General features: G+C 56.3%; 18 protein-coding genes. 1 reads left to right on the top strand and 17 read right to left on the bottom strand.

All coding sequences use genetic code 11. From position 1 onward, the window contains the following. Positions 1 to 2 precede the first annotated feature (2 nt). The 17 genes from GXP52_02785 to GXP52_02865 form a co-directional block, all read right to left on the bottom strand. Positions 3 to 833 carry a tetratricopeptide repeat protein gene (locus tag GXP52_02785; GenBank protein ID NOY86213.1) on the bottom strand — a complete coding sequence of 277 codons (831 nt, stop codon included), beginning with the start codon at positions 831 to 833 and terminating at the stop codon, positions 3 to 5. Continuing rightward, a complete protein-coding gene (locus GXP52_02790) occupies positions 830 to 2,422 on the bottom strand; it encodes an AAA family ATPase (GenBank protein ID NOY86214.1) in 1,593 nt (530 codons plus the stop codon). The genes GXP52_02785 and GXP52_02790 overlap by 4 nt, the downstream gene beginning before the upstream one ends. A 37-nt stretch (positions 2,423 to 2,459) precedes the next feature. Then, on the bottom strand, positions 2,460 to 4,703 hold the full coding sequence (locus GXP52_02795) for a hypothetical protein (GenBank protein NOY86215.1): 2,244 nt from the start codon (positions 4,701 to 4,703) through the stop codon (positions 2,460 to 2,462). After that, a complete protein-coding gene (locus tag GXP52_02800) occupies positions 4,700 to 5,092 on the bottom strand; it encodes a hypothetical protein (GenBank protein NOY86216.1) in 393 nt (130 codons plus the stop codon). The genes GXP52_02795 and GXP52_02800 overlap by 4 nt, the downstream gene beginning before the upstream one ends. Further along, positions 5,085 to 5,618: a hypothetical protein gene (locus GXP52_02805; protein ID NOY86217.1), complete on the bottom strand. Its 534-nt coding sequence runs from the start codon at positions 5,616 to 5,618 to the stop codon at positions 5,085 to 5,087. The genes GXP52_02800 and GXP52_02805 overlap by 8 nt, the downstream gene beginning before the upstream one ends. Beyond that, the gene (locus GXP52_02810) at positions 5,618 to 6,196 is read right to left on the bottom strand and encodes a type II secretion system protein (protein NOY86218.1); all 579 of its coding nucleotides are present in this window, start codon (positions 6,194 to 6,196) and stop codon (positions 5,618 to 5,620) included. Before GXP52_02810 ends, GXP52_02805 begins: the two co-directional genes overlap by 1 nt. Continuing rightward, positions 6,183 to 6,605 carry a hypothetical protein gene (locus GXP52_02815; GenBank protein ID NOY86219.1) on the bottom strand — a complete coding sequence of 141 codons (423 nt, stop codon included), beginning with the start codon at positions 6,603 to 6,605 and terminating at the stop codon, positions 6,183 to 6,185. The genes GXP52_02810 and GXP52_02815 overlap by 14 nt, the downstream gene beginning before the upstream one ends. Further along, on the bottom strand, positions 6,602 to 7,108 hold the full coding sequence (locus GXP52_02820; protein ID NOY86220.1) for a type II secretion system protein: 507 nt from the start codon (positions 7,106 to 7,108) through the stop codon (positions 6,602 to 6,604). The genes GXP52_02815 and GXP52_02820 overlap by 4 nt, the downstream gene beginning before the upstream one ends. A 66-nt stretch (positions 7,109 to 7,174) precedes the next feature. After that, a complete protein-coding gene (locus GXP52_02825) occupies positions 7,175 to 7,552 on the bottom strand; it encodes a prepilin-type N-terminal cleavage/methylation domain-containing protein (GenBank protein ID NOY86221.1) in 378 nt (125 codons plus the stop codon). 221 nt (positions 7,553 to 7,773) lie between these two features. Beyond that, the gene (locus GXP52_02830) at positions 7,774 to 8,979 is read right to left on the bottom strand and encodes a type II secretion system F family protein (GenBank protein ID NOY86222.1); all 1,206 of its coding nucleotides are present in this window, start codon (positions 8,977 to 8,979) and stop codon (positions 7,774 to 7,776) included. Positions 8,980 to 9,154: 175 nt separating this feature from the next. Next, a complete protein-coding gene (gene cpaF / locus GXP52_02835; GenBank protein NOY86223.1) occupies positions 9,155 to 10,849 on the bottom strand; it encodes a Flp pilus assembly complex ATPase component in 1,695 nt (564 codons plus the stop codon). Beyond that, positions 10,850 to 11,422, bottom strand: a complete 573-nt coding sequence (locus tag GXP52_02840; protein NOY86224.1) for a hypothetical protein — start codon at positions 11,420 to 11,422, stop codon at positions 10,850 to 10,852. Between the two features lie 10 nt (positions 11,423 to 11,432). After that, positions 11,433 to 11,948, bottom strand: coding sequence for a hypothetical protein (locus GXP52_02845; GenBank protein NOY86225.1), 516 nt, complete (start codon positions 11,946 to 11,948; stop codon positions 11,433 to 11,435). Continuing rightward, positions 11,941 to 12,531: a hypothetical protein gene (locus GXP52_02850; protein ID NOY86226.1), complete on the bottom strand. Its 591-nt coding sequence runs from the start codon at positions 12,529 to 12,531 to the stop codon at positions 11,941 to 11,943. Before GXP52_02850 ends, GXP52_02845 begins: the two co-directional genes overlap by 8 nt. Beyond that, entirely contained in the window at positions 12,524 to 14,605 is a 2,082-nt protein-coding gene (locus tag GXP52_02855; protein ID NOY86227.1) for a diguanylate cyclase, read from the bottom strand. Before GXP52_02855 ends, GXP52_02850 begins: the two co-directional genes overlap by 8 nt. 10 nt (positions 14,606 to 14,615) lie before the next feature. Then, the gene (locus GXP52_02860) at positions 14,616 to 16,790 is read right to left on the bottom strand and encodes a GAF domain-containing protein (GenBank protein NOY86228.1); all 2,175 of its coding nucleotides are present in this window, start codon (positions 16,788 to 16,790) and stop codon (positions 14,616 to 14,618) included. A 37-nt stretch (positions 16,791 to 16,827) separates the two neighbouring features. Next, positions 16,828 to 17,097, bottom strand: coding sequence for a MerR family transcriptional regulator (locus GXP52_02865; protein ID NOY86229.1), 270 nt, complete (start codon positions 17,095 to 17,097; stop codon positions 16,828 to 16,830). A 973-nt stretch (positions 17,098 to 18,070) separates the two neighbouring features. Here GXP52_02865 and GXP52_02870 point away from each other — a divergent pair. Further along, positions 18,071 to 19,885 carry a PAS domain S-box protein gene (locus GXP52_02870; GenBank protein NOY86230.1) on the top strand — a complete coding sequence of 605 codons (1,815 nt, stop codon included), beginning with the start codon at positions 18,071 to 18,073 and terminating at the stop codon, positions 19,883 to 19,885. Positions 19,886 to 20,554: the final 669 nt, after the last annotated feature.

Below are 20,554 nucleotides of genomic sequence, written 5' to 3' on the forward strand. Positions count from 1 at the left end.
CGTTACCTCCCGACTGATCCGCTGCTGTCTCCGACACCTTTCCGAAGCTCCAGACCGGCTATCTCATCCTCGATAAGCGAGACCCTTCTGCGGATCAGGGCCTCCTCCAGCCCCGGGCGGCGAGAGGGGTTGCCAAGGTACTTCCGGTAGGCTGCCACCGCCGCCTTTTTCCGTCCGGCAGCTTCGAGGACAATAGCAAGGTTTGCCTGCGCCACCGCATATCCCGGGACCAGGGTCAGGGCCTTTTCCAGGTCCCTCTCCGCCTCCTGGTATCTCTTCATTCTACGGAACACAACAGCTCTGTTATTCAGCGCTTCCGCGTAGCGGGGATTCTCCGCAAGGGAGCGATTATATAAGGAGAGGGCCTCCTTGAGCTTCCCCTCCTTCCTGAGCACAACCGCCAGGTTGTTGGCTGTTTCAGCACGATTGCCCCCGGACAGCGCGAGGGCCTGCCTGTATTCCTTCTCCGCCGCGGAAAGATCCCCGATACGAAGGTACCGTTGAGCATCCATGTCCAGTTTTTTCGTACGGTCAATCGCAGGATTTGGATGGGGAGCGGCATTTTTCGCCGTCGGGACTGTTGTCGTCATTGCCGAAGGAATATTACGAGGCGTTGGGGTGCCGTCCTGTGTGGCCGCTCCCTTCGATAATATCCCCACCCTCCACGCCAGGACTCCCAGCGCCAGTATCCCCACCGTCACCGCCACGGCGATCAATATCGAGGAACCTTTTAGGGTTGTCCCGAGCTTATCCCTTCCGGACGGGGTCTTCTCGGGCAGGCCGGTGTCCGGTGTCCCCTGAACTTTCTTTAACGCGTCATGGATAATACTCATGTTTGTCTTCCCCATCCCCTACCGTCAAATCGGGAGAGGTAATATCCCGTGGCGTCATCCAGTACCCCGGTGATCCCGAGGCCCCAACGCTTCTGAAGGGTTGCGACGGCATGTTCGGTTTTCGGTCCGAATGTCCCGATCGCCTGATCCCGGGCAAGCATCCCCAGGGAAACCAGGGCGGCTTGCAGGACACGAACGGCGGGACCGCGGTCACCCCGTTTGAGCGACAATTGCAGCCCCGGGTCAGGCCGGTAAAGCACCAGTGCCTTCGCCATCCCGGGTGGCCCACCACCCCTAACTCCATCCACGGAGCGCTCACGTTCTCCGGGAACGAGGATACGCCACCCGCCTGCCGCCTGATCGTCAGGGCGGATCAGGCCAAACCCGCCGGTCTTCCTTAGAGGGACAATCCCGACAACCCCGGCAAGCCTCCAGAGGTCCTCATCGAGAGATACCTCCGCCATTGACATACCATATCGCTCCCTGGCCTCAATGCCGCGCAAAGCGAAAGCAAGATCCTGTATCGTCCGCCCGTTGATCCGCCAGAGCAGTGCCTCCCTGCTTAAATGATCTGACCCGGTCAGGATGAAGTAGCGGGAAAGCAGGTCGGGAAGACCCCCTACAGCCGCGCGACTTTCGGTAACGACGCCATTGAAAGCACTGGGACCAAGAGCACGGGTCAGATTCTCTGTCCCGGACGGAAGGGAAACCATTACAATGGCGGCAATCACCACAACGGCCGCCGCAGTCCGGCGACCTCGAACCGGGGCGGCTTGTCCCCCCGCCACCTCCCGGCCGGCCTTGACAACCACGCCCGAATTCACCCGACCCGTATTCTTCGAAAAGGCACCCAGCAGAGCCCGGTCGGCCATCAGGTTGATGGTCCTGGGGTAACCGCCGCTGAGTCGGTGAAGGACTTTGCGGGCCTTTGGAGTAAAATGCACGAGGTGCTGTCCACCTGAGGCCACGGTGAGGCGCCTGCTGATGTAGGATGCGGTCTCCTCGGGGTCAAGGGGGCCAAGATGTGCCCATACGGCAACCCGTTGTCTCAGTTGACGCAGTTCCTTTGAGGACAGCGTTTCCACCAGTTCGGGCTGACCGATGAGGATGATCTGCAGGAGCTTCTCCCTGTCCGTCTCAAGATTGCTTAAGAGTCGCAGTTCCTCGAGAAGGTCCCCGGACAATTCCTGGGACTCGTCCACCAGGAGTACGGCCCCTCTTTCATCAAGCGCGATTTTAAGAAGGAACCGATTGAGATGCGCGATAAGTTCACCCTTCGTGGCGCCGGCAGGCAGGTTCTTTACACCGAAATCCTGGACGACCGTCCTTATGAGTTCGTCGGCCGTTAAACGGGGATTGAGGACAAGGGCTGTCTCATATTCGGGGCCAAGGGAGTCGAGAAGGGCCCTGGAGACGGTGGTTTTGCCGGTGCCGACCTCCCCCGTCAGGACCATGAAGCCCTTCCTCTGCTCCACGCCGTACAGAAGCTCCGCCAAGGCCCGCTCGTGCTGTTCTCCCCTGTAGAAAAACCTGGGGTCCGGCGTCAGCTTGAAGGGCTCCTCCTTCAGACCGAATCTCTTTAAATACATCCTCTCACCTCTCTTGAACTTTTGGAATTCACCGCCCTCACTGGATGGATTCCCTCCACTGGATAATCGTTATGGGGGCCGCACCACCTGCAACCGTAACCGGATCGGTTACCGGCCTCGTACCGGGAGCGGAGAAGCCGTCATCCAGAAATAGTACAGGGAAGTAGCTCCCTGAAAGGAAAGCGTTAGCCACATTCCGGGCGAGAAAGGTCAGTGTCGCCGTCGCCCCCGGTCCGATGGAAGTCGGGTTTGAATTGTTCAGGAGCGCAGTGAAAGTACTTGTTCCACCAGAACCTGTGTCCGAGAAGCTGAAGCTGGTGGACGGGGCCAGACCGGAAACCGTCGCCGTCCCCGTATTGATAACGTTCAGGACGAATACAACAGACGTGTCGCCTGGCGAGACTGACGTCGGGCCCAGCGTCCCGGGAAGGTAATCCATGAGCAGGCCGGTATATGGATTAAAGGGGAGAACTATGCTTGCCGAGGCCCCGAGGTATTGAGCCGTAACGGTGGCGGTGACCGGTGAGGCACTCAGCGGCCCGGTGAGGCTGTTTGCCGCCTGTCCTGAGGCGTCCGTAACGGGAGCACCGGACGCGAGGCTTCCGGCAGTGGACGTAAAGAGGACTGGGGCGTCGGCCACGGGACCCGTCGGCCCATTCAACGTGGCGGAAAGGGCATAGGACTGGACCCCGTCGGCAATCAGGTTTGGCGGCGCATGGGGGATGGCCGAAAGCGTAATCGAATATGGATTCACGGTGACCGATGTTTCCACGGCTCCTGTGGCGATCCTGTTCAGCCTTGTACGGGTATCCCACAGGGAAACCAGGAAGTTAAATTCGGTGGAGCTTGAAACGGTGGGGATTGATGAGAAAATCAGGCTGAACACCCCGTTTCCTCCAACGGGGATGGAATCGGTCCGGGTTCTGAATCGGACCGTAACGGGGTTGCCGGAGGTTCTGACGCTCCACCCGGACGGCCCGGACGCAGTTTGGAGGTTCCATCCCGCCGGGGTGTTGATCTTCACCTGCCGGACGGGATAGGATCCGTTATTGAAGACCGTAAAGACCAGGGACAGGTTAACCGCACCGGAGGCGACAATGTCCGGTGAAACCACGGCGGAGTAAGCGGAGATTACGCCCCAAGGGCTGACGGCCGGATCGGGGATCGATGTCAGCGTACTCGAGGTTGCCCGGCCTGATAATCGGTAGGTATCGCCCACGTTTCCGGTTGCTTTGTATACCCATCGTATCTCCTGGTTGGTCCCGGGTGCCATGGCCCCGATGAGAGACGGCGTCGGGCCGGAAACTATGGCCAGGCCGGCAGTGCCCGAGGTGGCGACGGACGGTACAACCGACGCGATGTAATCAGTCCCGTTGTTTGTCAGCGTCATGGTGGCCGTGACCTGTTGCCCGTCTGCGACCTTTAACGGGACAAGGGCCATGATGGCGGTAAAATCACCGATAATAACCGTATTGGATCGCCCGGTCGGGGAAGTAGCCATCCCGGTGGTCCCGTCCGCGGCGGATCCTGAAAAAACCACCGTTCCGGACAGCCCGGAGGTATAATTATAGGAAAATACCTGAAGGTTGCCCGAGGCCAGGTCCGAATTCGGGGGAACGGGGCCGGTGCTGTAAATGGCCGATCCGCTTCCGGACAGCGACAGAGACCCAGGCGAAACCTGCCCATGGGTGACGGTGGTCCGGTTGGTGACCGCTGCTGAAACCGCAATATTCTGCCCTGTACCCAGGGCGGAAGGGACTGCGAAGAGCTGGATCTTGAGGCCATACCTTTTCCAGGTGGGCGGTGTTCCCGTAAACCGTTCCGCCATTCTTGAGCTGCTCGTCCGGACATCCACACGATCGAAGGCATCCGTCATATCGTTGACGTCCGCGGGGAACGGGCCGTCATTCGTCCCGGCCACGACAAGATTGAACACTACACTCCCATTGGGGGCTATCCTCCCGGAGGTCGCCTCGTAGATAATGTAGCTCCCCCCACGTCCCGTGTTTCTGATCCTTCGAACGTTCCAACCGGTCGGCGCGGTATTGGAATTACTCACATAATAGACGGCCGGGTCCACATAAATCCTGATCCATCCAATGGAAGCCCCGCCCACGCCTGAAGTGTTGGTAACACTGAGTGCCAAGGAGGCGGTACTCTCGCCCATCACCACCGCCGGATCCTGCAGCAGCGACATGGAATAGGTCCCCGCCGCAGCCGTCCCCGACAGAAACAGCAAGGACAGGACAAGGCCCGTTGCCACGGCGAAAAAGCGCCTCATCGCAACACCGTCACTTCCAGTTCCCTCTGGGTACCGGCCACGTCTCCAGTTCCCACCACGAACGCCTTGCTGAAACCCGATCCGGCGACGGTATCGATCCTGTAGGACATGGTCCCTCCAGCCATTGGGTAGGACACCTTGGCTTTGGGCAAAATCCCGGGCCAGGCCGGGTTATCCTGAAGGTAGACAATGCCGACATGTACGCCGGATTCGGCCAGGTAAAGAGCCTGGGTCCTCGACTCCAGGTTCTGGGCGATCATGGCCTCGTCGCCCATGAGCCTGACAAACACCGAACCCAATGCGAGCAATGTAAGGATCAGCGCCATAACAACCACAAGGGTCGAGCCTCCCTCCCCATCAAGAGCGGTTTTCCGCCGAAGATCAGTCATTTCGAGGTCCCACGCTGGTCTCCATAGTGACGGCGCCCTTCCCCTTGGACCCTTCCACCGGGTGGATGATGGCCAGTGTGACCGCAATGAGGCGGCTGTTTCCGTACAGGTCATCGAAAACTACACCGGTTACGTCCTTGAGCACCCTGTTCCCCGCCGCCGGCAGGCCATTTTCCTGGCGCATGAGGTTCGAACCGCTCAGAAAATAACGAACGGTGGTCTCGTAGGCACCGTCATTGTCGGTGTCAAGCGGGTACGCGATGGACGTGTTCCCGGCGCCTATGGTGATATCACCCGCCCTGCTGCGTGAGGCCCTTAGCTCCCTCGAAATCCTCTCCAGGGTCAGCCGCACCTCCTGGTCCGTTCGGGACTGGGCCGTCCCGGCCTCCCAGGCATCGAGACCCGAGGTGAGAAGGGCAACGAACACAACCGACACCCCGGCCATGATAGCCAGGGCCAGGAGCAGCTCAACGATGGTCAGGCCTCCCTGGGCCTTCCATTCCACCGACAACCTTGCCGAAATCATCAGAAATTTCCCCTCATCGCGGTAAGGGTAACGTTTCCATCGGGCCAGTTTACCGTTACGTTCACCCGTTTAAAGTCGGTCCCGGCCCCCTTGCCGAGGGCGGTATCGAAGTCCGGGGTTGCTTTGTCGGACGCCACATAGTCCACATGGGTCTGGGACCAGAATCCGGCAAACCCCGTCAGAGTCGTCCCCTTGGCATCATGCATGGGGTTGTCCAAAAGCCCATCGTAATCGTCAATATCGTCGTAGGTCGATCTGTCTCCGATCACCTCCCCCGCGTCAAGACCGATGGTACTTGGAACATTGGTGTGCCCGGGAGGGGTCGCCGCCTCGTCCCACTTGTGGGTGACAATCTCCTCCATCAGCCCCTGGGCGAGAAACAGCGCCTGGGTCTGTTCCCTGGCCCACTGGGGCTGTCTGAGTCCACCCGAAAAAAGGCTCACCAGAACCGGGATGGCCACCGCCAGAATGGTGAGGGAGAGGATCATCTCCACAAGGGTGAACCCCCCACTCCTTCGGAAATCCAGATCCATCCCGGAGTTCACAAAAGCCATTTCCCGGCAGCTACCAGCTCTCATAGCCCTCCATCCCGGACCGGATACGGCCCGTGAGACGCTCGTACACGAAACGATTGCCCCAAGGATCAACAGGGTATCCATCCTCGTCCGCCGCGACAGCCAGGACCGGACCGGCCTTTAACATCCTGCTGGCCGGCTCCTGGGGAAGGTTCGCCGCACCCAGGGGAAAGATGCTCAGGGGATCCTGCACCAGTTCCTTAGTGTCCTGGGGCCAGCGGCCCCTGACAACCTTAAACAGTTTAGCCTGCATCCGCAGGGCCCTGAGCTGCGCTCTCAATATGCCCTCGTCCGCCCGGTGAACCTGGCCGCTGTAGATACTCAGCATAAAGGCGAAGATGATCATAAGGACCGCTACGCCCGCAATGGTCTCCACCGCCGAAGCCCCCGCATCATCGCCCGGCCTTGTCACCAGCTGACCTCCACCGTTCCGGGCCCCGGAGTGATCGTCACCTCGCCCGTCCGCCCGATCTTCCCGCTGGAGATAACGATATGGTCCAGCCCTCCCGCCCCGGAGCCCACGAGGGGAGATCCGGTCCCGGTCCCTTCGTATGGGGCGCCCATGGAATCGAAGATAAGGGTCCCGGCGGTGAGATCGACGACCGACTGGACAGTGGTTGAATCGGGGAGGGAAGCGGGCGTCTGGGTACCTGACGCCGCGATCCAGGCGGACGTACCCACGTCCCACTTCCGCAGGGCATAGGCCGCGGAGCCGGCGGTAAACAGGATGCTGTAGCGGGCCCGCTCGCTTATGGCCAGATCCTGGGCCAGGCGGACATCGCCGGCAACCTGCTCCACCGCCGCCCTCAGCTGCGTGTTCGGAGACGAGGAGTATAAGGTAAATACAACTACCAGGGCTATGGTAAGGAGAAGCCCGATAGTCACAAGCACCTCCACCAGAGTGAAACCTTTCAATGTGCAGTACCTCAGGTTAAGGTTATCCGGCCCCAGTGCATCGGGGGCCGGATAACCTGCAAATCATCAGTGTACCGGAGAAATACCGATCGCACCGGTCGATGAGTTCAAACTTACCAAATACGCAGTCCCGGCTGCAGATGTGATCGGGATTGACTCCAGGTAAGGTCCATGGACATAGACGGCGGTATGGGACGCGAAGTTGATCGCACCACTATTGGTATTCAGGTTAGACACGGCCGAAACGGCAGTCAGGCCACCGTCAAGCACCATGAGACGGGCCGCGGCCCTGATGGACTCCTCATTGGCCTTGTTTACGGCAGTGTCGGATTGGTCCGACACCTTCATGTAATTGGGTACCACGATGGCCGCCAATCCGGTGATGATCAGGATCACCAGCAGCAGTTCTATCAACGTAAAACCTTTTTCCCTGCGAGTTCTCATCTTGCATCCTCCTTTTTTTCGGTTCCAGGGGCCGGTCCAACACCCCCGTTTGCCCTTTGGCCCTGTATACTTCATGGATCTGTACGGATGGACATCCGCAATTCCAGGACCAGAGGCGGTTTTTTTAACGTCCGATAAATCGCTCTTTATTCTCTGCCGTCGATCCCCTCCTTTCCTTTTGATGTATAATTATTTCGCTAAAAGCGGCAAAAAAGATCACCTCAGTGCATGTACTTGACGATATTGAACAGCGGCAGCAGCGTGGCGCCCGCCACGAAGGCCACCACCGCGGCCATAACGATAATCATGAACGGCTCGAGCAGGGTTGTGAGATGTTTGATGGTCATTTCCACATCGAGATCGTAGTAGCCGGCCAGTCTGAAAAGCATCTGTCCCAGGCGTCCCGTTTCCTCGCCCACAGCGATCATGCGGTGGAGGAGTGGAGGGAAGACACGCTGCAGTTCCAGGACAGGGGCGATGCTCTCCCCCTCCCTGACGCTGTCCCGGGTAATCTGCAACGCTCTTTCCAGACGAACGCTTTTCAAGGTCTTCTCGCAGATCTCGAAGGCGAAGAGGATATCCACTCCGCTGTCAATGAGGGTTCCCATATTCCGGGAAAAACGGGCCGAGAGGTTCTTCATCCTCAAAGGTCCGAAAACCGGGATACGAAACAGAAACCCGTCCCAGGCCCAGCGTCCCCTGTCGGTCCTCAGGAGGAGCCTGAATATTACAATGGCCAGGATGATGATGCCGAGAATAAGCCACCCCTGGTGCCTGACCACCGAACTGGCCGACATAAGCATCCTGGTCGGCAGGGGCAAAGGCGCGTTCATCCTCTTGAAAATCGAGGCGAAGCGCGGCATCACGACCACAAGGCTGAAGATCACCACCCCCAGAGCCAGGACAGAAAGTACGATGGGGTAGGCCATAGCGTTTTTTACCCGCGCCCGGACCTCGGCGGACCTTTCTCCATACTCGGCCAGCCTCTCGAGCACCTCCGACAGGTTGCCGCTGCTCTCCCCTACACGGATCATGTTGATGGCAACCTCATCGAATACACCGGGATGCCTGGCTATGGAGTCAGACAGGGTTTCACCACCCTCAACTCCCATTCGGACGGACTCGACGACCTGCCTGAAACGACGGTTCCCGGTCCCCTCCGCAAGAGTGTTGAGGCTGTAAATGAGGGGCAGGCCGGCGTCATTCATCGTTGCCATCTGTCGATAGAAAACCACCACCTCGGCGATGGGAACCTTCCTCCCGCGCCGTTTCAGAAATCCCCGGTGTCCGCTCACCGGCGAGATAGCCACGGGATGATAGCCCATGTCGCTGATCCTCGCCGCCACGGCCGTCTCGGAGGACGACTCCAGCGTCCCCTGGATGAGTTTCCCCCCATCATCCCTTGCGCGATACCTGAAGTTTGGCAAACCCTCAGTCCTTCCTGATGACTTCTTGCGAAGTCATCATCTTTGATAGGGTCGTAAAAAGTCCTTCTATGCCTTTTTACTCAACGGAAAGCGAAAAATGTCATTTCCACTTTCCTCACAAATCTTCGATTTGAGCGCCCCTAAGTGGGCGCTTTGATGACTTCTTGCGAAGTCATCAAAGTTCAACATCCTGTGTAACCCGGAAGACCTCCTCCAGGCTGGTCTCTCCCTTGGCGGCCTTGGCGATCCCATCCTCCCTCATGGAGACGAACCCTTCTTTTCTCAACTCGGCCGACAGGGCCTCATGGGAGATCTCACGGGCGACAAGATCCCTGATCCGCCGATTGATTTTGAAGATCTCGGCGATCCCCGTCCTGCCGTGGTACCCCGTCTCCCTGCACTCGTCGCATCCATGGCCCTGAAAAAAGGTCTCCCCGACCCACTCCCCCCACAGAAGGGATCGGACATCGGGGGAAAGGGAGACCTCCGTCCTGCATTGCGGGCAGATCCTCCGAACGAGACGCTGCCCAAGGAACCCCAGCACCGATGCACGGATCAGATACGGCTCTACCCCGAGTTCGAGCAGCCGCGGAATTCCCCCGGCCGCGTCGTTCGTGTGGAGGGTGGAAAAAACGAGATGTCCCGTCAAAGCCGCGTGGACGGCGATGTTCGCGGTCTCGGCATCGCGGATTTCCCCCACCATAATTACGTCCGGGTCCTGTCTGAGAACGTTTCGGAGCACCGATGAAAACCCCAATCCGATATTGGGAGCGACCTGTACCTGATTGAGCCCGGCGATCTCGTACTCCACCGGGTCCTCCACGGTGACGATATTTCGTCCGATGACGTTTATCTCGTTGAGGGCCGCATAGAGGGTGGTCGTCTTTCCGCTCCCGGTGGGACCGGTCAGGAGAATGATGCCGTAGGGCCTGTGGATGAGATCACGGATGATGACCTGATGTTCCTCCCCAAATCCCAGTTCCGACAGATCGAGGACGTCCGATGCTCGATCGAGGATCCGCAGAACGACTTTTTCCCCGTAGACAGTGGGGAGGGTCGACGCCCTCACATCGACATCATGCGTCCCCTCGGTCCACCTGAAGCGTCCATCCTGCGGAATGCGTTTTTCGGCTATATCCATACCGGAAACGATCTTGATGCGGGATGTCAGGGCAAGTTTCAGGTGGGACGGCACCTTGGCGGCCTCTTCCAGTATCCCATCGATCCTGACCCTGATCCTGACCTCCTTTTCCTGGGGTTCAATGTGGATGTCACTGGCGCGTTGACCGATGGCCTGGCCAAGGAGCGCGTTAACCAGACGGACAACCGGTGTCTCCCTGGCAAGCCTCATCAGCCGATCCGGAGATTCCTCCCCCTCCCCCAGGGTGACCGAATCAGCTATGGCATCGGCAAGAGCAGACCCCAGGAGAGACCCGCGGCCATAGAGATCGCCGATCCACTCGCCAATCTCGGACTCGGAAGCGATCACCTTCCGGAGGGAGCGGCCCGTAACACCACGCAGCGCATCTGTGGCAAAAACATTGAGGGGGTCCGCCATGACCACCACCAGGGTATCCCCATCCAGCCTGTAGGGGAGGATGCTGTATCTCCTCGCCAGCGTCTCGGGGAGCAGGTCAACCAGGTCCCCATCGGGCGGGGCTTCCTTGAGGCTGACCATCTCAATCTTGAGTTGGTTGGACAGAGCGCGGGTGAGGTCGGTCTCCGAGATAACGCCGCGGTCCACAAGGACCTTTCCGACACGTATCCCGCTGCGTGCGGATTCGGAAAGCGCGTCTGTGAGCTGATCCTGATTGATGAGACCGGCATCCACCAGAACCTCACCGAGCCTTTTTCTGCCTTTACCGGTCACCTATATCTCCCCATTTCTGGATCGGGCCGCGACGGAAAGACTGGAAAGCATCTCTTTCACACCCGCCGCCGAATCCATCCATCCAGGATCTTTGGATCTGATTTTTCCATCCATGTCGTCACGAGCGGACCGGATCTGCTCTGCCAGTTCCGTCAAACCGGTCTCTTTTCTCCTGATGACGGAGATAAGGCGGCCAATGGATTCGGCGAGGGGAACCATCTGGTCCCGGGCTCGGAAATGCACCGACTCCGACAGTTGGCCCCTCAGGGCCATTTCCAGGGCCATTTCCAGCCGGTAAAGGGGGCCGGCAACCTTGTGTGTGGCGAACAGGGCGATGGTCAGGACAAATATGGAGATGACGATCCCGTAAAGGGTAACTGCGAACCAGACTACGGGGCCCGTTCCTTCCCTCAGGACCTTCATGAGATAGAAAGCTCTGCTGTAGGATTCCCCCAGGTCCCTTGAAAGGGACCAATAGAGAATGGAATAGGCGGCAAAACATCCGGCAAGGGTTGCCGCTGCAAAGGCGATAAGGTTTCGCAGGATAAAGGCGGAATTGATGAACCTGCTCATGTGTACCTCCCTAAAGCAGCTTATGGCATGCATCACAAAGAGGGGCCCATCCCAGCTTCGGGTCCCCCGAGATTCGAAGGTAGTAGGTCCGGTAATACAGGGGGTTCCCACCCATATTCAGAGGCTCCTGACCGGGGAAGCACTTGGTGACGGATTTCCAATCCTCGTGCACCGTATGGCACGTAACGCATGTCAGGACATCATCCCAATCCCAGCCGACCAGAAGAACCTCCGGGACCTCCATGTCCGGGAACATCCTGTTCCGCCTGAGGTCAACGTTAACCGGATGGGATCTGCCCATTTTCCCGGGGGGATGACACGAGTAGCATTGGTCGATAATGGGCCCTTTTAACCTGTCGGGCAGCACCGTCCCGTCCTCCCCGACCTCGTGGCACAGGTCACATTGTCGGTGGTCGGATAGGGCGGTGTGAGGATCCCTCAACGTATCGGCGCCGGACCAAAGGACAGTCCCCGCAAGGACGGTCAGTAAAACAGCCGGAGCAAGCCACCTAACCACCCTACTCATCCAGCTCCACCTTGCTGCGAAACAGATGGTCAAGCAAAACATCCAGCCGGCGCGCCATATCCGGAGAAAGACCGTCTCCTCCCTCCGTCATCCTCCCTAGAAGTTCCGAAATTTCTCCGGCCTCTTTCGAGATTTTTTCCCACCGGCCCTGGTAGAACCGAACCATATCCAACATCTTTGCCCCAACCTTGTTGAACTCCTTTACGGAAATCCCCCTGAACTCCACAGTCTCATTCAGGTGTTCCTCCAGGTCACTGCAAAGACTTTCCACCTCCCCGGCCGCCCTTTCTACCTTGGCCGCGAAGATCCGCAGGAAGACAAGCAACAGGACCAGACAACCTGAAAACAGAACCATGGTCGACCCGAAAATGATGGGATAAAGGGCCTGCCATGTATTAACAAGGACAGAATGGCTCTGGTACATCAGTTCCAGAAGACGTTTCCGCAAGAAATATCTCAGAACAACGGCATAAACCACACCCCCAAAAAGGGTGCCGACGGCAAGAAGGAGCATGTACCTCAGCTGAAACCACTGCTTGATAAAGAAGTTTCTCCTCCGGTTCCTACCGCTTGGCTCAGGCATGGTTTGTTCCCCTCCCACCCTGAAAAACCCCTTGACCCGCCACGCAGGGCGTTGACGGATTCCGGTTAAATTCCGCTGTCCGGACCAGGTTGCGGCCGTCCTTCTTTGCACAGTAAAGAGCGATATCGGCCGAATGAAGCAACCCCTCGGCCGACATCGCAAGCCCGTGGAAGCCGGCAACTCCGAGGCTGAGGGTCAACCTGGCCGATGCCATCTTCTCCTCGCCGGGAAAACATGTTCGCTCAACCTCCTCGCGAATCCGCTCGGCGATTATCACGGCTCCGCGGGTGTCCACGTCCGGAAGAACGAGGCAGAACTCCTCTCCTCCGAACCGGCAGGCAATGTCGATATTTCTCACCGATCGCTTCATTACAGAGGCGATAACCTTCAATGCCTCGTCCCCGGCAAGATGCCCGTTATGATCGTTGTACTCCTTGAACCGGTCAACGTCCGCCATGACCACCGACAGTGCCCGCCCGTGGCGGCGGCACCTTTCCATTTCCCTGTCCAGGTTTTCCATGAGGTGCATCCGGTTCGCCAGACCGGTCAGGGCGTCTGTGGATGCCTGGGAGGTAACGTCTTTCAACCTGTTGATATAGTAGGCCCGCTCAACGGCCAGGAGGGCATGGTCACTGATGGCCCGAACCCGGTCCAGGTCGACCTCGCTGAATGGGGCCCCTGAAACCTTGTCCGACAGGTTGAGAACCCCGGGTGGATGGCTGCCCGGGATCAGCGGGAGGGATATGAAAGAACCGGTCCTGTATCTTGAGCGCTTCGGCGTACCCCCGAGGTCTCTCCCGACATCTTCGACGCGCATGGGAGTGCCCGTCGCGAGAACCTTACCCGCTATTCCTTCCCCGGGACGGGTCCGGTATCCCTTCAGGACCTCCTCGTCGGGCCCGAAGGTCTTCCTCACGGAAAGCTTCCCGTCGTCATCCCGGAACATTATGGAACCTTTCTCGGCACCGGTTATGGAACAGGCCTTCGACAGGAGGATTTCGTAGACCTCCTCTTCCTCCGCGGCCCCCATCAGCTCCTTGACGAGTGAAAGGAGAAACGCCCTCTCGTCCATGAGGGATTCCGCCTGCCTTTCCAGATGAAATATGCGGAATGCCTGCGCCAGAGCCCCCGAAAACCCACTTATGAGCCGAATATCCGCGGAGGACAGGGAGGAGTTGAGTAGGACGAGGAGCCCACTCCTCTTCTCACCGGTACCTACAGGGATAAGCCATGCGCGGTAGACCCTCTCGGGGAAGCCGGCATCAAGAAGAGCGACCATGTCCTGCATGAGATACGGTTCCAGGAGCTCATCAAAGACCCTGGAAAACCGACCCCCCATATTACCCCCCACCTCTCCCGGAAGAAGGGTGTCATCCCCGGAAGCGGCCAGCAGAAAAAGCCCTTCCCCAAGAGGCCTGGGCACGGCCATAAAGGTCGAATCGATCCCGAAGAGGATATTGATGGCGTTTATGAAAATTCCGGCGATATCCCTTCTCGGAAGTTCGGCCTGAAGCCCATCGAGGGAGCCGAACAGACCTTCAACCTGCCTTATCCTCCTGTCGGCGGCGTTCTTGAGCCTAAGCGTACCCGCAAATATCTGAAGGCTCTTCTTTACCCCTCTCAGCAGGGCGGACAGCTCCGCCACAGGCCGGAAAAAATTTTCCGCGGTCATGGCCGCTGCCGTACAGGCATCGGAACGGTCCATTCCGGTCCCGGTCAACACGGAGATTTCGGGCACAAACCCCTCCACGGGCAGGACGCCGCCGCCCCGGAGGTAGCCCATGAGCTTTTTTCTGTAGATGATGGGCATCGCAAATACGGTCAAGCCAAGAGGGCAACGGTTTATCCGAATAATGTCATCGGCGCAAAAGCCGGATTTTGGCTTCATACAAACATCCACACAGGGTTGGTGATTGGCCGCACACATCCAGCCGCATAGCCCCCTGAGGCCCTCCACCCTACCCACGGGCTTCCCGTCGGGGCCCGCGAGAAGAAGGTGGATGCCCAATGACTCGGTAAACACCTTGAGGTAGGCCGTAACACCACCATCCCCCCTGACCGGTGTTTTTCTCATGGCGCCCATCCTAGTGTTCCAGCCCGCCGGACGCATCCTCGGCCTCGATTATCCTGACAAGACCATTCACGACGGCGGGATCGAACTGGGTTCCGGAGGACCGCTTCAACTCGCCCACGGCCTCATCCAGACTAAGCGCCTCCCTGTAGGGACGGGAATGCACCATGGCATCGAATGCATCGGCGACAGACAGAATCCTGGTCTCCAGAGGAATTTCGTGGGCCTTCAGACCGAAGGGATAGCCCGAACCATCGCAGCGTTCGTGGTGGGTCTGGATACAGACCTTGACCGGTTCGAGGAAATCTATGGGATCCAGAATTCTCTGCCCGATAAGGGGGTGCTCCCTCATCAGATCCCATTCCTCGTCCGTCAGCAGGCCGGGCTTGTCGGTTATGGTGCTGCTGATTACGACCTTCCCGATATCGTGAAGAACGCCCGCATACTGGATGATGTCCTTCTGTTCTGCGGACAGGCCCAGATAATCCGCGATCTTGAGACTGTAGTTGGTGACGTTCTCGGAATGATCCTTGGTCCAGCTGTCCTTGGCCTCAACCGCATTCACCAGGGCCTTGATCGTGTTGAAATAGTTCTCCCTTACGGTGCCGTACAGCTTGGCGTTCTCGATGGCGATGGCGGCGTGGTTCCCAAGAATCGTCAGAAGGAAAAGGTCTCTCTCGTCAAAGGCCCCCCCTCCCACCCGGTTGGTCACATTGAGCACTCCGGAGATCTTCCCCTTGATCTTGAGGGGGACACAGAGCAGTGAATCACTGTGATAAAGCGTACTATCCGATGCCTCATGGCGAATCTTATTGACATCCTTGACCAGGATGGGCTTTCCCTCCTCGACCACCCAACCCGATATCCCCTCGCCCGGCCTGACCCTCGTGTTTTTGATGACATCATTGCTGAGGCCAAGGGCATGCCTGATCGTAAGACTTCCCTCGGTGTCCTTGAGCATGATGGAGACGGTCTCGGCCTTCAGCAGGGATGCCGATTCCAGGATGATTTTCTTTATCAGGCTCTCATGCTCAAGCTCAGAACCGATGACCTGGCTTATCTCGTGGATGACCCTGAACTGTTCTATCATATCCTCGAGGGACTGGTTCTTCTCGCTGATCTCCGAAGCCATCGCCGCGATTTTTCTGCTGGCCGCCCCTTTCTCCTCAAGCCGTTTCTGGAGTTCAAGGTTCCTCTCCTGGAGACGGGCCGTGGCCAGCTGGACCTGATCGCCCAGTTTTTCCTGGAACGATTGTTCTCTTTTCAAGGTCCGGATTCCCGAAAGGGCAAAGGCGGTCTGCCGCGCCACCGATTCCAGGATTTCAACATCACCCCCCGAAAAGTCCCGACGACCCAACCTGTTTACGGCGACGAGCACCCCCAGGATATCGCCTCTGACGGACAATGGAGCCGTAAGAAGGTTCCGCAGGTCTCCCTCATCGGAGGTTGCGCAAGCTGATCGATCCAGGTCCATCAAGCCATCCATTCCATCAAGATTAAGCGGTTCGGCTCTTTTCAATGAAAGATCGGCGGCCTTGCGTAGGATGTGTTCTCTTCCCTTCCCGCCCGCTCCCCACAGTTCCATCTGTGGATGTTCGCCGTTATCGCCCAGGTCCCGACTGTCAATGAGCGCCCCGGAATCCCTGTCGACCAGGTAAAGACAGCAGCCCTCGCAGTCAAGGGCCCTCCGGACAACCCTCAGGGTAAGATTGAGTATTTTCCTGACGTCAAAGATGGTTGACATAGCCTCACCGAGACGCTCGAGAATATCGATAGCCTTCTTCCTACGGTCAAGAGCATCCTGGAGGGCCGCGTTTTCCCTGACAAGTTGATAGTGTGAGGCCGCCTGACGCACAGCGTGAATAATCGTATCGGTCCCGTCGCTGACGCAGAACATGCCGTGGGCCCCATGTTTGAGAAAACTCGACATGGTCGAAATGGAATCGCTGTCCCCGTAAACCAGGACCGGCGGTGTGGGATAACGGTTGCGGATGGCATCGAAGGAACGTTTGTTCTCGATGCTCGGAACTGAGAGATCCAGAAGGACGACATCCGTTCCGCCCGATTGCAGTCTCTCGACGAACTCCGCCACTGCCTGGACCACCTCCATCTGGAAGAGGGTATGGGGGAGAGCTTTTCGGAGAACCGCGGTCAGATTCTCGGAACTCTCCCGCACGAGCAGACGCACAACCGATGGCCTTGGCCTATTCGCGGTTTTTTTCTTCCTAATCGTCAAATTTCAACTCGAGGAACTGCCCCCGCTCCTCCTCTTCATCCATAATCCGTTCCCGTATCTCCACAATGGTAAGCCTGTCGGCCTTCAGTTCGCGGATTCTACGGAAGCGGGCCAGGATCGTATCAGGATCGTAGAGGCCATAGCCTCCCCGGGTTCTCCCTTTGAGCGGAAACAGCCCCTGGGTCGTGTAGAAGTTGACCTTGGACGGGGAGATCCCAATCAGGCGGCAGATATCCTTACGTTTTACCAGTTTCGTCATCGCACCCCTCACCCTTAAGTGTTAAGTGTTAATTCCCGCTTACGGTTAATTTTAATGGCATTTATCCTTGTCTGTCAAGGGTTTTTCCATGCTCGGCTGACAACCGGCATCAGGGAATCTGGATCAAACTATGGAATTCATGGGGATAACACCGGTCCAGAGTCCAGAGTTCAGAGTCCAGAGATCAGAGTCCAGAGATGAAAAACGGACGCGAAGACATGGAGCTGCGGAGCAGAGGCGGTGTGGGAGAACCTCACACCAACGTCCAAAGTTGATGACTTCGCAAAAAGTCATCAACGCGCCCACTAATGGGCGCCCAAATCAATGACTTGCAGCGCAAATTGTTGATTTGTGAGGAAAGTGAAAATGACACTTTTCGCTTTCCGTAGAGTAAAAAGCCAGCAATGGACTTTTTACGACCCTATCAAAGTTGATGACTTCGCAAAAAGTCATTATGCTTAAGTGTGTGAATATATCATTGAAGAGGTTACCCATGACCAAACCGATGACTGTTGCAGAACTGATTAAAACAAAACAGGATGAGATCGTTGGAGCCTGGATTATGGATTGAGGTGATCGATAGTAAATTGGACACCAGTCGCCGCACCGACAGACTGATGGCAAAGGAAGAATTTCGTGTCAAGGCTTGGGAATTTACAGACGTGTTGACTCTCGCTGTGGCGGCACCTGCCTGATTCAGGCTTGCAAAGGAGGTACCCTCGATGTCCCTGTGCATGATGAGTATTATATCCATGTTGCTCGCCGTCATGCATTGAAGTAGGCAGAGCTGTTGACAGGTCTTGTCTGGATGGTTATTACCCTGCCATGGCGGTATCCGAGCTGGCCGGCAATCTTTTTTCACACACTATGATCCCGGTATTGCTGATGTTGATACCGCGTTGTAGGATGGGCTACGTCCGTTTTTTAATCTGGATGCCTGCGTGTTGCTTTACCGCCATGAGGGATTAAACTCATGAGCTTTGACAAGGACACATTTTCGGAGCAATACACTTCACTGTTGGCTGAATACGCTGACTCTCTTGATGAAGCCCCACTTGCTGCCATTGAAAGTCTGGGGCAGAAGATGGTTCTATCCAACACTCCCCCTGAAACGATAGGAGAAATGCATGATCATGCTATTGCCGAACTGATCGCATTATCTAAGCTTAATGCTGAAAGGATTCGTGCTGCATCACGGCCGCTCATGCAATTGTTGATATCCTATGGCGTGGCCTTCAGGGCAATGCTGGCCAGGAAAGAGGCGGAAAATCAACTGCATCTGGCCAGTCGAGCCATCGAAAATACGGTGGATGGCATTATAATTACAGATGCGAGCGCAAACATCATCAGTGTGAACCGAGCCTTTGAGCAAATCACAGGTTATCCGAAGCAAGAAGCGGTAGGCAGGAAGCTCCAGATGTTACATTCAGAGCGTCAGGACAGATCTGTTTATCGGAAGATGTGGAAATCTGTCAAAGAAACCGGGCAGTGGCAAGGGAGACTATGGAGTCGCAAAAAAAGTGGAGAGGAGTTTCCGGAGTACATCTCGATTACTGCGATCCATGCCAACGATGGCAAACTGTCCAATTATGTCAAAGTTTTTTCAGATCTAAGCGAGAAGTTGTCGCTGGAACAGCAATTTCAGCAGGCACAAAAAATGGAGGCAATCGGCACGCTGGTGGGTGGTATTGCCCACGACTTCAACAATATACTGGCCGGTATTACCGGCAATATGTATCTAGCCAAAAGAAAGATTCAACAAGGCGAACAGCTACCAGAGGCAGTGGATAAAATCAACAAAATTGAAAGGTTATGCCGGCAGGCTGCGGCCATGATTTCTCAGTTGCTCACTTTTGCCCGCAAGGGCATTGTGGAGATGCAAGAGTTATCCATGAACTCATTTGTGGAGGATTCCCTGAAGTTTGTTCAGGTAACGATCCCGGAGAATATCCGAGTCATTCATGATGTAACCAGCGAGCCGGTATTGATTCGTGGTGATATTACTCAGTTGCAACAGGTTCTTCTGAATCTGTTGAATAACGCGCGTAATGCCGTTGAAGATGTACCTGAACCACGCATCGAATTGAAGCTCTCCCATTATGATCCGGATGATACTTTTTTAACAAAACATCCTGAAGCCGAGGGTAAAAGATTCGCCCACCTGAGTATATCCGACAACGGTTATGGCATAGCGAAAAAACATTTGGATCAGGTGTTTGAGCCTTTCTATACCACCAAAGAGGTCGGCAAAGGAACCGGGCTGGGTTTGTCGATGGTCTATGGTGCAGTGCAGAGCCATTCGGGATTCATCCTTGTGGAGAGCGAGCAAGACAGAGGAACAACTTTTCACATCTATCTGCCGCTCATCGGAAAACTTAGCGAAGATCTAAAAACCACGGCATTGATTGGACCTCTTGAAGCAAAGGGCGAAACAATTCTCCTTGCCGATGATGAGCAGCATGTTCGTGAGACAACCGCCGAAGTGCTGGAATCTTTGGGCTACAAGATTATACAGACAGAAGATGGGAGGAGGGGTATTGAAGCATTCAAAGCGCATCAGGAAGAGATCAGCCTTGCTCTTCTGAATGTGGTGATGCCGCATTACAGCGGCATACAACTTGCCAAACTTATTAGAGAGGTGAATCCCGTTATGCCGATTGTTTTTGTAACGGGATATGATACGGAACGTATGCTCGGAAACCATGAGCAGATACAGAACAGCAGGATGTTAATCAAACCTGTTCAGTTTGATGCTCTGAGTCACACCATCCGTGAATTACTGGATTAATAAGATTTGTGAGGAAAGTGAAAATGACACTTTTTACTTTCCGTTGAGTAAAAAGCCAGGGATGGACTTTTTACGACCCTATAAATGTTCAACCTCAAACCTCAAACTTCGGGTCATCCTGGGAATGCGTACCTGAATGAATACCAGATCGGGTAAGAAGACAATTTAACACAGAGTACACGGGGTTAAGCAGGGTACACAGAGTTAAGGCAAAATCCTTAACGGGTTTAAGATTTCTAACGTTCTTCCCGGCGTACCTTGCGGTGAAGCAGCTTTATTTCTATTTTTGCACAGTTCAAGAACAAGCTGACCGCAAAGTTACGAGGTTTCGCGAAGTTAAAAACCAGGACCTTATGGTTTTTGGATCTCCTCTGTTAAACCCTCTTTTAAAACCCTGCCTGTCCTGAGCAAGCGTCAGCGCGTCGAAGGGTGGGGTGACCCTCAAGTCACGCCATCGGCGTGACTATGATGAATCAGCTTTTGACCTTTTCAGCTCCGCCCGGGATTGCCGCGCCACGGTTTCACTCGGGCTCGCAATGACAGCAAAATAATAAAGGTACGCATTAACCGGATGAAGCGAATGTTTAATGTTGGCCGGGCCTTGAAGAATTTAACACATAGCGGAAATGAAGTTCCAGCCAATAAAATAATGATCTGTGGAAACCGGCT

The organism is Deltaproteobacteria bacterium (assembly GCA_013151915.1).
GTDB lineage: Bacteria > BMS3Abin14 > BMS3Abin14 > BMS3Abin14 > BMS3Abin14 > BMS3ABIN14.

Bases quoted from the DNA above. Each gene is read 5' to 3' on its own strand.
- GXP52_02785 (NOY86213.1), bottom strand. From the start codon at position 833: ATGAGTATTATCCATGACGCGTTAAAGAAAGTTCAGGGGACACCGGAC.
- GXP52_02790 (NOY86214.1), bottom strand. From the start codon at position 2,422: ATGTATTTAAAGAGATTCGGTCTGAAGGAGGAGCCCTTCAAGCTGACG.
- GXP52_02795 (NOY86215.1), bottom strand. From the start codon at position 4,703: ATGAGGCGCTTTTTCGCCGTGGCAACGGGCCTTGTCCTGTCCTTGCTG.
- GXP52_02800 (NOY86216.1), bottom strand. From the start codon at position 5,092: ATGACTGATCTTCGGCGGAAAACCGCTCTTGATGGGGAGGGAGGCTCG.
- GXP52_02805 (NOY86217.1), bottom strand. From the start codon at position 5,618: ATGATTTCGGCAAGGTTGTCGGTGGAATGGAAGGCCCAGGGAGGCCTG.
- GXP52_02810 (NOY86218.1), bottom strand. From the start codon at position 6,196: ATGAGAGCTGGTAGCTGCCGGGAAATGGCTTTTGTGAACTCCGGGATG.
- GXP52_02825 (NOY86221.1), bottom strand. From the start codon at position 7,552: ATGAGAACTCGCAGGGAAAAAGGTTTTACGTTGATAGAACTGCTGCTG.
- GXP52_02840 (NOY86224.1), bottom strand. From the start codon at position 11,422: ATGAGCAGGTTCATCAATTCCGCCTTTATCCTGCGAAACCTTATCGCC.
- GXP52_02845 (NOY86225.1), bottom strand. From the start codon at position 11,948: ATGAGTAGGGTGGTTAGGTGGCTTGCTCCGGCTGTTTTACTGACCGTC.
- GXP52_02850 (NOY86226.1), bottom strand. From the start codon at position 12,531: ATGCCTGAGCCAAGCGGTAGGAACCGGAGGAGAAACTTCTTTATCAAG.
- GXP52_02855 (NOY86227.1), bottom strand. From the start codon at position 14,605: ATGAGAAAAACACCGGTCAGGGGGGATGGTGGTGTTACGGCCTACCTC.
- GXP52_02865 (NOY86229.1), bottom strand. From the start codon at position 17,097: ATGACGAAACTGGTAAAACGTAAGGATATCTGCCGCCTGATTGGGATC.
- GXP52_02870 (NOY86230.1), top strand. From the start codon at position 18,071: ATGAGCTTTGACAAGGACACATTTTCGGAGCAATACACTTCACTGTTG.